The following is a 14,163-nucleotide window of genomic DNA, read 5'->3' on the forward strand; positions in this document are numbered from 1 at the left end:
AAATGTAGGCGATGAGTTTTTATGATTGCGCAATCAGGGAGTTCTGTTTTGTTACGTTACAACGTTACCCATATCGTTCAGCAACCAGGCAGAGATAGAGTATGAACGCCTTAACATCCGGCGCCGCAACCGGTGGGAAAAGCTTTGGCGAGATACTCAACCGTTTGCGTGCCAACCCTAAAATCCCGTTACTGATTGCTTCCGCTGCAACTATTGCGATTGTTGTCGCCCTGTCATTGTGGGCTCGCGGCCCCGATTATCGGGTGCTGTACACCAACCTCAATGAACGTGATGGCGGTAGTGTTGTCTCCGAACTGGGCAAAATGAATATCCCTTACCGCTTCACCGAAAGCGGCGCGGCCATCATGATCCCGTCGGACAAGGTTTATGAAACCCGTCTGAAGCTCGCCCAGCAAGGGTTACCGAAAGGCGGTGCTGTTGGCTTTGAACTGCTTGACCAGGAAAAATTCGGCATCAGCCAGTTCAGCGAGCAGATCAACTATCAACGCGCGCTGGAAGGCGAACTGGCGAGAACCATGGAAACCCTGGGGCCGATCCAGAATGCACGCGTACATCTGGCCATTCCCAAGCCGTCGCTGTTCGTGCGCGAACAGAAATCCCCTTCCGCCGCAGTTACCGTTACTCTGCAACCGGGCCGGGCGCTTGACGATAGCCAGATTAGCGCCATTACCTACCTGGTTTCCAGCAGCGTAGCAGGCCTGCCGGCCGACAAGGTCACCGTCGTTGACCAGACCGGTAAACTGCTGACGCAAAATGACAGTTCTGGGCGCGACCTCAATGCCGCGCAACTGAAGTATGCCAATGAAGTCGAAAGCAATTACCAGCGCCGGATTGAAGCGATTCTGACGCCTGTGGTCGGCGCAGGCAATGTCCATGCGCAAGTCACCGCCCAGATCGACTTCGCCAGCCGCGAACAGACTGATGAACAGTATCAACCTAACCAGACGCCGAATCAGGCTGCGGTGCGCTCTCAGCAAACCAGTCAGAGCGATCAGCGCGGTGGTCCTAACGTAGGCGGCGTACCTGGCGCATTATCGAATACACCGACACCGGCGCCGACCGCGCCCATTTCTACCCCGCCGGCAAATAACGCTAATAACGCGAACAATGCCAACAACGCCAATGCTAACGCGGCGGGAACCAATAACCAGACATCTTCTGCCGGCAACGCGGCCAATCAAACCTACAACAGCCGCCACGATCAGACGATCAACTATGAAGTTGATCGCACCATTCGGCACACCAAACAAAACACCGGCAATATTCAGCGTTTGTCTGTCGCTGTCGTGGTTAACTACACGCAGGGCGAGGACGGCAAGCCGGCAGCGCTCAATGATGAACAACTGAAGAAAATCGAAGCGCTGGTTCGTGAATCCATGGGATTCTCCGGTGACCGCGGTGATACCCTGAACGTGGTTAATACACCGTTCACCATTACAGACGCCACTGGCGGCGAACTGCCCTTCTGGCAGAAACAGGTGTTCTTCGATCTGCTGACCGAAGTAGGCCGCTGGCTGCTGGTACTGATTGTTGGCTGGATTCTGTATCGTAAACTGGTGCGTCCGCAGTTGCAGAGACGTGCGCAGTTGCAGGAAGCAGCCGAAGCGGCCGCCTCGTTGCGCGGTCAGGATGCGGATGTCACCGTCACGCTCAGCACGATGGAAGAAGAATTGCATCGGAAATCCGAGCAGCGGGCCCATGCAGAAATGCACAGTCAGCGTATCCGTGAACTGGCCGAAAATGATCCTCGCGTCGTCGCGCTGGTAATCCGCCACTGGATGAGTAACGAACTATGAGTCTGACAGGTACAGAAAAGAGCGCCGTCTTATTGATGACTATCGGTGAAGACCGTGCGGCAGAAGTTTTTACGCACCTCTCAACCCGCGAGGTGCAGCATCTCAGTACTGCGATGGCCAACATGAAACAGGTCTCTCAGTCTGAGTTGCTGGAAGTGTTGCGCGAGTTTGATATTGAGGCCGAGCAGTATGCGGCGTTAGGTGTGAATGCCGGCGAATACCTTCGTTCTGTCCTGGTCAAGGCATTGGGTGAAGAGCGTGCCTCCAGCCTGCTGGAAGATATCCTTGAAAGCAAGGAAACCTCTACCGGTATGGAAACGCTCAACTTTATGGAGCCGCAAAGCGCCGCCGACCTTATCCGCGACGAGCACCCGCAGATTATCGCCACCATCCTGGTGCACCTCAAACGCGCACAGGCGGCGGATATTCTGGCTCACTTCGACGAGCGCATGCGTAATGACGTTATGCTACGTATCGCCACCTTCGGCGGGGTGCAACCGTCCGCTCTGGCGGAACTGACCGAAGTACTTAACGGGCTGCTGGACGGTCAAAACCTCAAACGCAGCAAGATGGGTGGTGTTCGTACTGCGGCAGAGATCATCAACCTGATGAAAACGCAGCACGAAGAAGCGGTTATCGATGCCGTACGCGAATTCGATGGCGAGTTGGCACAGAAAATTATCGACGAAATGTTCCTGTTCGAAAACCTGGTGGAAGTGGACGACCGCAGTATCCAGCGTCTGCTGCAGGAAGTGGAATCCGAGTCTCTGCTGATCGCGCTGAAAGGTGCCGAACAGCCGCTGCGCGAGAAGTTCCTGCGTAACATGTCGCAGCGTGCGGCGGAAATCCTGCGCGACGACCTGGCAACTCGTGGCCCGGTACGTATGTCCCAGGTGGAAAACGAACAGAAAGCCATTTTGCTCATTGTACGTCGACTGGCAGACAGCGGCGAAATGATTATCGGTGGTGGTGATGACGCGTTTGTCTAATTCTTCCAGCAATCTTGACTGGCAGCCGTGGAAACTGGATGACCTTTCCGCCCCCACACCCGCTGTCGCGGATGTGGGGACGTCGGCATCGTCCTCTCCGGCTTCGCCGTCGGCGCAACCGGGAGACAACGACTTCTTCGGCATGTCTGATTTTCAGCAGTCGGAGGATGATCTGGCAACCCTGCGCGAACAGGTGCTGCAGCAGGCGCGGGAAAACGGGTTTGCCGAAGGCAAGCAACAGGGTTACGCCGCCGGTTATCAGGACGGACTCCAGACCGGCACACAGCAGGGTTTACAGGATGCGGCTCAGCAGCAGCAACCGGTTATTGCCCAGATGCAACAGATGGTCAATGAATTCCAGCAAACGCTGGACGCTCTGGACAGCGTCATTGTCTCACGCCTGATGCAGTTGGCCTTAACCGCCGCCAAGCAGGTAATTGGTCAGTCGCCGGTTTGTGACGGCACTGCGCTAATGGGGCAAATACAGCAGTTGATCCAGCAGGAACCCATGTTCAGCGGCAAGCCGCAATTGCGTGTGCACCCATCGGACCTGGAGCGGGTGGAACAACACCTCGGCCCTACCCTCAGCCTTCACGGCTGGCGGTTGTTGGCAGATAACCAATTGCATCCCGGAGGCTGCAAAGTCAGCGCCGAAGAAGGGGATCTGGACGCCAGCATTGCCACCCGCTGGCATGAACTTTGCCGACTGGCAGCACCGGGAGAACTCTGATGACTGTGCGTCTTTCCCGTTGGCTCTCTTCTATTGATACGTTTGAAAAGCGTATCGCCAATACGCCTGCAATACGCCGTTATGGACGGCTGACGCGTGCGACGGGATTGGTGCTTGAGGCGACCGGCCTGCACATGCCGCTGGGTTCGACCTGCCTGATTGAACGTCAGAACGGCAATCAGGTTGACGAAGTGGAAAGTGAAGTCGTCGGTTTTAACGGCCAGAAACTATTTCTGATGCCGCTTGAAGAAGTCGAAGGGATCATCCCGGGAGCCCGGGTCTATGAACGCGTTGGTCTTTCCGGCAGCAGTCAGGGCAAGCAGCTACCGCTGGGTCCGGCATTGCTGGGCCGCGTACTGGATGGCAGCGCCAAACCGTTGGATGGTTTTCCTGCACCTGATACCGGCTACACCGCGCCACTGGTGACCGCGCCGTTCAACCCGCTCCAGCGTACGCCGATTGAACACGTTCTGGATGTCGGCGTGCGAGCCATCAACGCATTGCTGACGGTGGGCCGTGGTCAGCGTATGGGGCTTTTCGCCGGTTCCGGTGTTGGTAAAAGTGTGCTGCTCGGAATGATGGCGCGCTATACTCAAGCCGATGTGATCGTAGTCGGCCTGATTGGGGAACGTGGGCGCGAAGTTAAAGACTTCATTGAAAACATTCTCGGCACCGAAGGGCTTGCGCGCTCTGTGGTGATCGCCGCCCCGGCGGATGTCTCTCCCCTGCTGCGTATGCAGGGCGCAGCTTATGCTACGCGCATCGCAGAAGATTTCCGCGACCGTGGTCATCATGTATTGTTGATTATGGATTCGCTGACGCGTTATGCGATGGCTCAACGTGAAATCGCACTGGCTATTGGCGAACCGCCGGCAACCAAAGGTTACCCGCCTTCGGTTTTCGCCAAATTGCCTGCGCTGGTAGAGCGTGCGGGCAACGGTATTTCCGGCGGCGGTTCAATCACCGCGTTTTATACGGTGCTGACCGAAGGCGATGACCAGCAGGACCCGATCGCCGACTCGGCTCGCGCCATTCTGGACGGCCATATCGTGCTGTCCCGCCAATTGGCAGAGTCCGGACATTATCCGGCTATTGATATCGAAGCGTCTATTAGCCGTGCGATGACGGCGTTGATAGATGAAAACCATTATTCTGCGGTAAGGCAATTCAAGCAGTCGTTATCCAGTTATCAGCGCAACCGCGATCTGATTAATGTCGGCGCTTATGCCGCCGGTAGCGACCCGTTGCTTGATCGGGCAATACAGCTTTATCCGCAGATGCAACATTTTTTGCAGCAGGGAATGTTTGAGCGAAGCTCATTTGAGGAAGCCTGTCAGGCACTGGATAACATTTTCCCGTATAATCGGTAGGAGGGTGAATGAGAACTCAATCTACCTTCGTCATGCTGCGTGATTTGGCCCAAAAAGAGGTCGATGCTGCGACAACGCATCTGGGTCAGGTACAAAAAGCCTATTTGCAGGCTGAACAGCAACTTAATGCGTTGTTAGGTTACCATGATGATTATCGCCAGCGGCTTAATGACTCAATGACCGAAGGCATGGCCAATACCTCCTGGCAAAATTATCAGCAATTTATTTTGACTCTGGAAAAAGCGATTGAGCAGCACCAGCATCAGTTATTAAATTGGACTTCTCGTTTGAATCAGGCGATGAAAGCCTGGCAGGAAAAGCAGCAGCGACTGAATGCATTTAGTACATTGCAACAGCGTGAACAGACTAAAATGCTGGCGCATGAAAATCGCCTGGAACAAAAGCGGATGGATGAATTCGCCCAACGCGCATCAATGAGGAAAACATAATTATGAACTTGCCAGCAATGCCGATCACCACAACGACTGATGCAAGCACAACTGCGCCTCAGGGGAATTCCTTACTTGCGCTGCTGGGCAAAGACCAGCTACCGGAAAATTTTGTTCAGTTGCTCTCGCAGAAACTGTCAACGGCACAGTCCGCCAAAAAAACCATTATCAGCGATCAGGAAAGCGCCGACTTCAAAGACGCATTGGCAAAAAGCGGCATTGAAGCAAACAGTGACGAATTGAATGCCATTCTGGGCGCCTTGACTAAAGGGACGTTGACGCTGGCTGACTTGCAATCAGGCAATTCCCTTGAATCGCTGCTGGCCAAGGCTCAGAAGAAAGTCAGTGCAAAGGACGAGAAAGCGACTGATACCGATGCGCTGGCTATGCAAGCGTTGTTTGCCATGATTCCGGTACAAACTACGGCGCAGACAAAAGCGGCAACTGAAGGCACGGCGTCCAACCCGTCTTTATCCGATGGATTGAGTGAGTTGAAAAACGGCAAGACCAGCAACAGCGTGTTGAGTTCGTTGCTGGGTTCGGCAAAAACCGGCGATTCATCGTCACAAGGTGATTTTACACTGAAAGCATCCGCAACAACGGATAGCTCGACGGCCTCGTCCCTGACTGCCGTGAGCACCTCTGCCGCGGCCAAAAATACCGGATTGCAGGCAGTTGACCAGTCCAAAGATAGCACTCTGCTGACATCCCGTAAGGAAGACAGCGCCAGTAATCCGATAGCCGCATCGGCACCGGCCGATGCCAGCGCCAACTCGTCATTGCAGACGCTGTCGTCGCTGTTCGCCAGCAACGCCACGCCAACGCAACCCGCAGCCCAGCACGTAACCAGCCAGATCAACGCGCCGCTGGGTACTCAGCAGTGGAATGATGCGCTGGGTCAGCAGGTCGTGATGTTTAGCCGTAACGGGCAGCAGACCGCTGAGCTGAAACTTCACCCGGAAGAGTTGGGCTCACTGCATATCATGCTGAAAATCGAAGATAATCAGGCGCAAATTCACCTGGTTTCCGGTAACAGCCAGGTGCGTTCCGCACTGGAGTCCGCCCTCCCCCACCTGCGCAGCGCGATGGCCGAGAGCGGTATCAACCTGGGGCAGAGCAGTGTAGGGTCGGATGCCGGCAGTTGGCAGCAGTCACAGCAGCAAGTGGCAAGCAACGCCAATGGTAACGGCGGCGGCAACGCCTCGTCTTATCAGCAGCAATTCGGCCAATCCGAGCATACCGCCGCCGAAGTTGAACCGCTGGCGGTCCCGGCACAGCTGCAGTCAATGGCAACAGGTATTAATGGCGTCGATATCTTTGCCTAATGAAGAAGTTAACGCTTTTTTTATTGTTTATTCATTGTATTGAAGCGGTGAATAGGCGGGATAATCGTGATATCACGCATTTATCTAATGGCTGACTTTGCCATTAGATACTGATAAATAACAGGATATATCATTGGCTACGTCTAATAAGAAAGCCCAGTCAGGCGGTAATAAGAGGTCCCTCTGGCTGATACTCTTGATTGTTATCGCCCTGGCAGCCACTGCCGCAGCGGGTGCCGGCTGGTGGTTATTGAGTCAGAAAAAAGCCGAAACGGCAGCTAGCGAACCGCCTCCGCCGCCAGCGCCGGTGTTCATGCCTTTGGATACATTCACCGTTAACCTGTTATCTCCGGATAACAACCCGGATCGGGTGCTGTATGTGGGGATCACCCTGCGACTGCCGGATGAAGCGACCCGTGCGCGCCTGACCAATTATCTGCCGGAAATTCGCAGTCGTTTGATTATGCTGTTTTCTCGTCAGAGCTCTTCTGTTCTGGCAACGGAACAAGGCAAGCAAAAACTGGTTGAAGATATCAAGCAGGTATTAAGCCCACCGCTGGTTCCTGGACAACCTAACCAGGTAGTCAGCGATGTCCTGTTCACTGCTTTCATTTTGCGGTAATCACTATGGGTGACAGCATTCTTTCACAGGCAGAGATTGACGCTCTGCTAAACGGTGACAGTGGCGATAGTAGCGCTGATGCCAGCAACGCTGCTTCGCAGAAAGACGGGGATGTCAAACCCTACGATCCCAATACACAACGGCGCGTCATTCGTGAACGTCTGCAGGCGCTGGAGATCATCAACGAACGTTTTGCACGTCAGTTCCGTATGGGGCTGTTCAACCTGCTTCGTCGTAGCCCGGATATTACTGTCGGTGCTATCAAGATTCAGCCGTATCATGAGTTTGCGCGTAACCTGCCGGTTCCGACCAACCTCAACCTGATACATCTGAAGCCGCTGCGCGGCACGGCTCTGTTTGTGTTCTCCCCCAGCCTGGTCTTTATTGCCGTGGACAACCTGTTCGGCGGCGACGGTCGTTTCCCCACCAAGGTTGAAGGTCGTGAATTTACGCATACCGAGCAGCGTGTTGTGCGCCGGATGCTTAAACTGGCGCTCGAAGCTTACAGTGATGCCTGGAATGCGATTTATAAATTAGATGTGGAATATGTGCGTTCGGAAATGCAGGTAAAATTCACCAACATCACCACATCGCCGAACGATATCGTGGTGACGACCCCTTTCCATCTGGAAATCGGGACCTTGACCGGTGAATTCAGTATCTGTATTCCGTTCTCCATGATTGAGCCTTTACGCGAATTGCTGGCTAACCCGCCGCTGGAAAACTCTCAGCAGGAAGACCAGCATTGGCGTGAAACACTGGCAAAGCAGGTACAGCACTCGGAGCTGGAGCTGGTTGCCAACTTTGTCGATATCCCGGTTCGACTGTCAAAGGTTTTGAAACTCAAACCCGGAGATATTTTGCCGATTGATAAACCTGAACGCCTGGTGGCTCATGTTGATGGCGTGCCGGTGCTGACCTGTCAATACGGTACGTTAGATGGTCAATATGCCTTGCGTGTTGAACACTTGATTAACCCCATTTTAAATTCTCTGAATGACGAGGAACCGCTCAATGAGTGACATCAAGAAACCGTCCGAAGAAACGGATTCCGTGGACGATCTGTGGGCTGATGCATTTAGCGAGCAGCAGTCGGCAGAAAAAAGCGCGCCGGGTAGTACCGAAGGTATTTTTAAGAACTTTGATGTGCAGGACACGCAGGGTTCAATGCAGGATATCGATCTGATTCTGGATATCCCGGTCAAACTGACGGTCGAGCTCGGTCGCACCAAAATGACCATCAAAGAGTTGCTGCGTTTGTCGCAGGGCTCCGTGGTAGCGCTGGACGGCCTGGCCGGTGAGCCGCTGGATATCATGATTAACGGATATCTGATTGCTCAAGGTGAAGTCGTGGTCGTCTCTGACAAGTATGGCGTACGTATCACCGATATTATTACGCCGTCAGAACGTATGCGCAGGTTAGGCCGTTAATGACGGGTACCGCACAACAGACTGTCTCTACCATTCAGCAGCCGCCCGCGGCTGCTGAATCCGTTATTTCCGGCGGCGCGCTGTTGTCGCAAATCGGCACCGCCTTGTGCGGTGTGCTGTTGTTGATCTTGCTGGTCGCCTGGCTGTTACGCAAACTGGGTATCGCGCCGCAGGTCAAAAGCGGCAATGTTATGAAAGTGGTGTCGTCTTGCCTAGTCGGGCAACGCGAACGTATCGTGATTGTTGAAGTCGACGATACCTGGCTCGTATTAGGGGTAACCGCCCAGCAGATCACCCATTTACATACCCTGCCCGCGCGTCCCGTTGGCAACGCAGCGGCATCGGCAGAAAAAATTGCGCCAGCCGATTTTCTCCAGTTTCTCAAGAAAGCGACCACGCGTCCGGAAAAAACCGAATGAGTACCACCCTGCGTCCGACTTCTTTCTCCGCATGGCTGCGCCTGCTACGTTATCCTGCGGCTTCCATTCTGTTCATGATCGCCCCCCATGCACTGGCGCAGTTGCCCGGTATTATCAGCCAGCCCCTGGCTAACGGCGGGCAGAGCTGGTCATTGCCGATTCAGACGTTGGTTTTCATTACATCGCTGAGTTTTATTCCGGCGGTATTGCTGATGATGACCTGTTTTACCCGTATCATCATCGTCCTGAGCCTGCTGCGCAACGCATTGGGAACGCCAACCGCGCCGCCCAACCAGGTGTTGCTGGGACTGAGTCTGTTTCTGACTTTTTTTGTGATGTCTCCGGTACTGAACCGTATCTATGACGAAGCCTATCGTCCGTTCAGTGAAGATAAAATCAGTATGGAAGTGGCTATCGAAAAAGGCTCGCAGCCGTTGCGTGAATTCATGCTCCGGCAAACCCGGGAAGCGGATTTGGCTTTATTTACCCGTCTGGCGCAGATTCCCTCACTGCAAGGCCCGGAAGCGGTTCCGATGCGGGTACTGGTGCCGGCTTATGTTACCAGCGAGCTGAAAACCGCCTTTCAGATCGGTTTTACGATTTTCATTCCTTTCCTGCTGATCGACCTGGTTGTAGCCAGTGTACTGATGGCGCTGGGTATGATGATGGTTCCCCCGGCCACCATCTCGTTACCATTCAAGCTGATGCTCTTTGTGCTGGTTGACGGGTGGCAATTGTTGCTGGGGTCGCTGGCCCAGAGTTTCTATACTTAGTCGATGCGGTTACTGCTGTTCACCACATCAGAGGAATGCCTGTATGACTCCTGAATCCGTCATGGCTTTAGGCTATGAAGCAATGAAAATAGCGCTGATGCTGGCAGGCCCTCCTCTTGTCGCCGCACTGGTCAGCGGCTTGATTATCAGCCTGCTCCAGGCAGCCACACAAATCAACGAAATGACCCTGTCATTCATTCCCAAAGTGCTGACGGTATTTTTCACGCTGGTGGTTGCCGGCCCCTGGATGCTCAGCGTCATTCTTGATTATATGCGCACGATGTTCAGCCAATTTCCCAACATGATTGGATAGACATGGTCACCCTCAGCAGCATCGATATGATCGGTTGGTTCAACCAGTTTTTCTGGCCACTGGTCAGGATCCTCGCGCTTATTAGTACCGCGCCGATCTTTAGCGAACGCTCTATCACTCGTCGGGTAAAGATCGGTCTGGGAGTGCTGATCGCTATTGTCATTACACCGAGCATTCCCCACACCTCGATTCCAATATTTTCCGCTGCCGGTGTCTGGATGCTATGTCAGCAGGTGTTGATAGGCGCGATGCTGGGTTTTGCTATGCAACTGGCGTTTGCGGCTATCCGTCTGGCCGGTGAGATTATCGGTCTGCAGATGGGGCTTTCGTTTGCGACCTTCTTTGACCCCAGCGGCGGCCCGAATATGCCGGTGGTTGCACGGTTCATGAACTTGCTGGCGTTGCTGCTTTTTCTGAGCATGAATGGGCATCTATGGTTGATATCGCTGCTGGTTGACAGTTTTCACACCATCCCCATCAATGCCGAACCGATCAGCGGTAACGTATTTATGACCCTGGCCGAGGCTGGCGGAAGGATATTTTCTAACGGGCTGATGCTTGCCCTGCCCCTCATCACACTGCTGCTGACTATCAACATGGCGCTTGGCTTATTAAGCCGGCTCGCGCCACAGCTAACCATCTTTGCCATCGGCTTTCCCATCACCCTCTTCGCCGGGATCATCACCGTGGGTTTTCTGATCTTCCTGCTCTCGCCTTATGCAGAAAAACTGTTCGGCGAAACCTACGATTTATTAACTGACTTATTAAGCCGCTTTGCCGGGTAACCCGCCCATTCATTCGGTATCTTCCTCCACCTTACCGGCTTATCCAAAATGGCCTGATTCGCATTGCGAAATACACGGCAAAAAAAAGCATGTCATCTTATTAAGGATGACATGCCAAAAAGAATACGCCCGGTTTAAGCGTATCCAAATACGGGTCGCTATTCCGTTTTATTTATTAAGCTGGAACAGCGAAAGACTTTGCATATCGCTAAAGGCTTTATATGAAGCCTGCAGAGACTGTTGTTGCATCATATATGTGGAGATGGTCGCAACCATATCGATGTCAACCAGGTCGCTCAATGTCTGTTTGTTCGCCGTAGTACGATCGGTACCAATGCTATCCAACGTATCGATCTCCTGCAGCTGAACACCCAGCGTTGCCTGCGCAGAAGACACGTTAGTCAGCGCGTTCTTGAGGCTCTGACTGGCTGCGCTCATTGATGCAGTATTGGCACTCTTCACAGCATCAGTGGCGCCTTCCAGCGGAGTTTCCAGCGCGCTAATCGCGCTATCCAGCGCACCGAAGATGTCCGCGGTACCGCTCGCGTTGTTAAATACGTCGGAACCAATATGCCCGACAGACATGATACGGTCCGCATCCACTTGCTGGGAAATTGCCTGATTACCACCCACATAGCTAACGGTGCCGGACGCATTGGTAGTAAACGGCTGAGAGTCGGTCTTGTAGCCACCGAAAACATAGCTGCCATTACCATCCGTACTGTTTGCCAGATTGAGCAATTGAGATTTCAGGCCGCGCAGAGAGGTTGCAATAAGCTGGCGATCGTTATCATTCTTTGTACCGTCCGCGCTTAACAGCGTCGTGCTGGCCGAGGTCAATGCGGTCGCCACGTTGGTCAGCACAGACAATTCGCTATTCATGCCATTTTCAGCAAAGGTGCGCGCCAGCGTATATTGCTCGTTTTGTGCCTGCGCCTGGTTGACCATAACAGCCTTGGACGCCGCTATCGGGTCATCAGAAGGGGTTAACACGCGAGTGTTGCTGGCAAGCTGCTGGCCTGTTTTGCTGAAGGATGACAATCCATCTGTGACGCCTTGCATGCTCTGCTGAAAAATAATACTGGTACTCAGTCGCATAACTTATTCCTTACTGTTTCTCGTCACAAATTTAGCTACGGATCGCCAACAGGGCATCAAAGATCGTCGAAGCAGTCTGGATTACCTTGGCATTCGCCATGTAATACTGCTGGAAACGAACCAGATCGCCATACTCTTCATCCAGATTGACGCCGGATACAGACTGTTGCTCAGTAGTCAGCTGCGACACCACATTTTTCTGTGATGTATCGGTAACCTTGGCGGTACTGGTTTTGTTGCCGATATCCCCGACCAGACTGGCATACGCCTGACTGATACTGGATTTATTCTCTACAACCTTGCTGGTCTGCAAATTCAGTAACGCTTTAGCGTTGGTGTTATCACTCACGCCACCACCGGCTGACGTCAGCGAAACACCGGCCGCCGCAATCTTGGACGAATCCGTCACTTTCACCGACATATCCACGACGACATCGCGAACACCCTTGACCGTAAACAGGTCTTTCGCTGCCGGCGTACCGGAGATATCCAGTTTCATCCCGTCAAAAATCAGGCTGGCCGACGTCGAACCGCTGGCTGCGGTATACGTCGCAGAGGAAGACAGGTCGGCACCATCCGACAAACGCGTGATCGACCAGTCATTAGCTGCCGGACCAACGAATTTGACGCTATAGTCGCTCGCCTTGATGTAGTTGGTGTCGTTACGCGTCAACGAAGCGGCGGACGTTGAGCCGGTCGGCGCAGTTTGCGAAATGGATGATTGCCCCGGTGATACTTTGAAACTGAAAGTATCGCCTGATGCAGCCGAACCGGAAATATCGATAGTGAAACCATCAAAGGTCAATGCAGAGCCGGACAAGGTTGAGGCTGCTGTCGTACCGTCAGAGCGGGTAACGCTCCATGACGTTCCGTTGTACTGCATTGAGTAAGTATCGCTCAGATAGGACGAGGTCAATTCGGTAGCAGACGTATTTTTGGCGCTCTTTAACGTGACGGATGAGCCAACGCCAAAGAAATCCCCGCCCAGATCATTGTTCAGGTCGTACCCGGCTTTGTGTTGCTGGTTGAAAGCATCGGCAAACGCCAGCGCCATCTGTCCCAACTGATTGCGGGCGCTATCCAGCGTACTGGTACGGAAATTGAGCAAACCGCCGAGAGAACCACCGGTAATGGTGCTTTCTTTTACTTCACTCACGCCGGCGATCGCATCGTTGTAAGAAACAGTTGTGCGAGCCGGGTCAGTGCTGGATGGCGTAGCGACCAGCGTATTGTAGCTTTTGCCCTGAACCAGGGTCAGGCCATTTTTCAATGCAACGTTGTAAATGTCGCCATCCTGGACCGCCACATCCACGCCAACCAGCTTGTTCAGGTCATTAACCAGGTTATCGCGCTGGTCCAGCAGATCATTCGGCGACGCGCCGTTATTGGCGCCTTTCAGACGAATAATCTGATCGTTGATATCAGCAATCTGTTTGGCATAAGTATTAATTTGCGTAACGGTGATGGAAATCTCGCCATTGATATTGCTGTCCATATCACGCAGGTACTGATCGGTAATCTTGAACTGATTGACCAAGGCTCCGGCTTTGCCCAGCACGGTTTGACGCACTGAGGAATCGCTGGAATTGCTGGTCAGGTTCTGCAGGTTCTTAAAGAAGTCCTGAATTGTGGTGGACAGGCTGGATGAACTGCTCGACAACAGGTTATCGATCTTGGAGATCTGGCTGTAATACGACGTGGTCGCGCTGCTTGTTGTCTGTGCCGCACGTAATTGTTTGGCAATGAAATCATTGTAGTCACGATTGATGCTGACAACGCTGACCCCGTTGCCAATATAACCGGCAGAAAGATTGGTGCCGTTGTTCTGTGCCAACAGTGCATTTTGACGGCTATACCCTGTAACAGCCTGGTTACTGATGTTGTTACTGACGGTACTCAACGCCGCCTGGGCAGCACTCAAACCACTCATTCCGGTGTTAATCAAATTGGACATGCTGGGTTCCTTTTACTCTTACTCATGCACAGACAGGGCAGTACCTATTACCGGGCACAAAAAGATATCGCCGTTATAAATTAACTTG

Annotated in this window: 15 protein-coding genes; 13 read left to right on the forward strand and 2 right to left on the reverse strand. The window is 53.3% G+C overall.

Going from position 1 to position 14,163, the window contains the following annotated elements:
* Positions 1-101 precede the first annotated feature (101 nt).
* From fliF to fliR, 13 genes are all read left to right on the forward strand, one after another.
* The gene (fliF, locus tag CPA59_RS14310; RefSeq protein ID WP_038919551.1) at positions 102-1,817 is read left to right on the forward strand and encodes a flagellar basal-body MS-ring/collar protein FliF; all 1,716 of its coding nucleotides are present in this window, start codon (positions 102-104) and stop codon (positions 1,815-1,817) included.
* Entirely contained in the window at positions 1,814-2,806 is a 993-nt protein-coding gene (gene fliG / locus CPA59_RS14315) for a flagellar motor switch protein FliG (RefSeq protein ID WP_013318489.1), read from the forward strand. The genes fliF and fliG overlap by 4 nt, the downstream gene beginning before the upstream one ends.
* On the forward strand, positions 2,781-3,536 hold the full coding sequence (gene fliH, locus CPA59_RS14320) for a flagellar assembly protein FliH (RefSeq protein WP_100849787.1): 756 nt from the start codon (positions 2,781-2,783) through the stop codon (positions 3,534-3,536). Before fliG ends, fliH begins: the two co-directional genes overlap by 26 nt.
* A complete protein-coding gene (gene fliI, locus CPA59_RS14325; RefSeq protein ID WP_038919552.1) occupies positions 3,536-4,906 on the forward strand; it encodes a flagellar protein export ATPase FliI in 1,371 nt (456 codons plus the stop codon). The genes fliH and fliI overlap by 1 nt, the downstream gene beginning before the upstream one ends.
* 8 nt (positions 4,907-4,914) lie before the next feature.
* The gene (gene fliJ, locus CPA59_RS14330) at positions 4,915-5,355 is read left to right on the forward strand and encodes a flagellar export protein FliJ (RefSeq protein ID WP_038919553.1); all 441 of its coding nucleotides are present in this window, start codon (positions 4,915-4,917) and stop codon (positions 5,353-5,355) included.
* A gap of 2 nt (positions 5,356-5,357) precedes the next feature.
* Positions 5,358-6,680, forward strand: a complete 1,323-nt coding sequence (locus CPA59_RS14335) for a flagellar hook-length control protein FliK (RefSeq protein WP_107759792.1) — start codon at positions 5,358-5,360, stop codon at positions 6,678-6,680.
* A gap of 133 nt (positions 6,681-6,813) precedes the next feature.
* Positions 6,814-7,302: a flagellar basal body-associated protein FliL gene (gene fliL / locus CPA59_RS14340; protein ID WP_038919555.1), complete on the forward strand. Its 489-nt coding sequence runs from the start codon at positions 6,814-6,816 to the stop codon at positions 7,300-7,302.
* A 5-nt stretch (positions 7,303-7,307) separates the two neighbouring features.
* Positions 7,308-8,324, forward strand: a complete 1,017-nt coding sequence (gene fliM / locus CPA59_RS14345) for a flagellar motor switch protein FliM (RefSeq protein ID WP_038667932.1) — start codon at positions 7,308-7,310, stop codon at positions 8,322-8,324.
* Positions 8,317-8,733: a flagellar motor switch protein FliN gene (gene fliN, locus CPA59_RS14350; protein ID WP_038919556.1), complete on the forward strand. Its 417-nt coding sequence runs from the start codon at positions 8,317-8,319 to the stop codon at positions 8,731-8,733. Before fliM ends, fliN begins: the two co-directional genes overlap by 8 nt.
* On the forward strand, positions 8,733-9,152 hold the full coding sequence (fliO, locus tag CPA59_RS14355) for a flagellar biosynthetic protein FliO (protein ID WP_038919557.1): 420 nt from the start codon (positions 8,733-8,735) through the stop codon (positions 9,150-9,152). The genes fliN and fliO overlap by 1 nt, the downstream gene beginning before the upstream one ends.
* Before the next feature lie 74 nt (positions 9,153-9,226).
* Positions 9,227-9,925, forward strand: coding sequence for a flagellar type III secretion system pore protein FliP (gene fliP, locus CPA59_RS14360; RefSeq protein ID WP_369831436.1), 699 nt, complete (start codon positions 9,227-9,229; stop codon positions 9,923-9,925).
* Between the two features lie 43 nt (positions 9,926-9,968).
* Positions 9,969-10,238 carry a flagellar biosynthesis protein FliQ gene (gene fliQ / locus CPA59_RS14365; RefSeq protein WP_013318499.1) on the forward strand — a complete coding sequence of 90 codons (270 nt, stop codon included), beginning with the start codon at positions 9,969-9,971 and terminating at the stop codon, positions 10,236-10,238.
* A gap of 2 nt (positions 10,239-10,240) precedes the next feature.
* Positions 10,241-11,023, forward strand: coding sequence for a flagellar biosynthetic protein FliR (gene fliR / locus CPA59_RS14370; RefSeq protein ID WP_049855049.1), 783 nt, complete (start codon positions 10,241-10,243; stop codon positions 11,021-11,023).
* 168 nt (positions 11,024-11,191) lie between these two features.
* Here the strand turns inward: fliR and flgL are convergent, their stop codons facing one another.
* Entirely contained in the window at positions 11,192-12,121 is a 930-nt protein-coding gene (flgL, locus tag CPA59_RS14375; protein WP_038919562.1) for a flagellar hook-associated protein FlgL, read from the reverse strand.
* Positions 12,122-12,152: 31 nt separating this feature from the next.
* A complete protein-coding gene (gene flgK, locus CPA59_RS14380; protein ID WP_038919563.1) occupies positions 12,153-14,075 on the reverse strand; it encodes a flagellar hook-associated protein FlgK in 1,923 nt (640 codons plus the stop codon).
* Between the last annotated feature and the right edge of the window lie 88 nt (positions 14,076-14,163).

Source organism: Dickeya sp. Secpp 1600, assembly GCF_003049805.1.
In the GTDB taxonomy this organism is placed as follows: domain Bacteria; phylum Pseudomonadota; class Gammaproteobacteria; order Enterobacterales; family Enterobacteriaceae; genus Dickeya; species Dickeya fangzhongdai.

Excerpts from the sequence above, each read along its gene's own strand:
- fliQ (WP_013318499.1), top strand. The coding sequence starts at position 9,969 with ATGACTCCTGAATCCGTCATGGCTTTAGGCTATGAAGCAATGAAAATA.
- fliN (WP_038919556.1), top strand. The coding sequence starts at position 8,317 with ATGAGTGACATCAAGAAACCGTCCGAAGAAACGGATTCCGTGGACGAT.
- fliP (WP_369831436.1), top strand. The coding sequence starts at position 9,227 with ATGATCGCCCCCCATGCACTGGCGCAGTTGCCCGGTATTATCAGCCAG.
- fliF (WP_038919551.1), top strand. The coding sequence starts at position 102 with ATGAACGCCTTAACATCCGGCGCCGCAACCGGTGGGAAAAGCTTTGGC.
- fliM (WP_038667932.1), top strand. The coding sequence starts at position 7,308 with ATGGGTGACAGCATTCTTTCACAGGCAGAGATTGACGCTCTGCTAAAC.
- fliR (WP_049855049.1), top strand. The coding sequence starts at position 10,241 with ATGGTCACCCTCAGCAGCATCGATATGATCGGTTGGTTCAACCAGTTT.
- fliJ (WP_038919553.1), top strand. The coding sequence starts at position 4,915 with ATGAGAACTCAATCTACCTTCGTCATGCTGCGTGATTTGGCCCAAAAA.
- CPA59_RS14335 (WP_107759792.1), top strand. The coding sequence starts at position 5,358 with ATGAACTTGCCAGCAATGCCGATCACCACAACGACTGATGCAAGCACA.
- fliI (WP_038919552.1), top strand. The coding sequence starts at position 3,536 with ATGACTGTGCGTCTTTCCCGTTGGCTCTCTTCTATTGATACGTTTGAA.
- flgK (WP_038919563.1), bottom strand. The coding sequence starts at position 14,075 with ATGTCCAATTTGATTAACACCGGAATGAGTGGTTTGAGTGCTGCCCAG.
- fliG (WP_013318489.1), top strand. The coding sequence starts at position 1,814 with ATGAGTCTGACAGGTACAGAAAAGAGCGCCGTCTTATTGATGACTATC.
- flgL (WP_038919562.1), bottom strand. The coding sequence starts at position 12,121 with ATGCGACTGAGTACCAGTATTATTTTTCAGCAGAGCATGCAAGGCGTC.
- fliO (WP_038919557.1), top strand. The coding sequence starts at position 8,733 with ATGACGGGTACCGCACAACAGACTGTCTCTACCATTCAGCAGCCGCCC.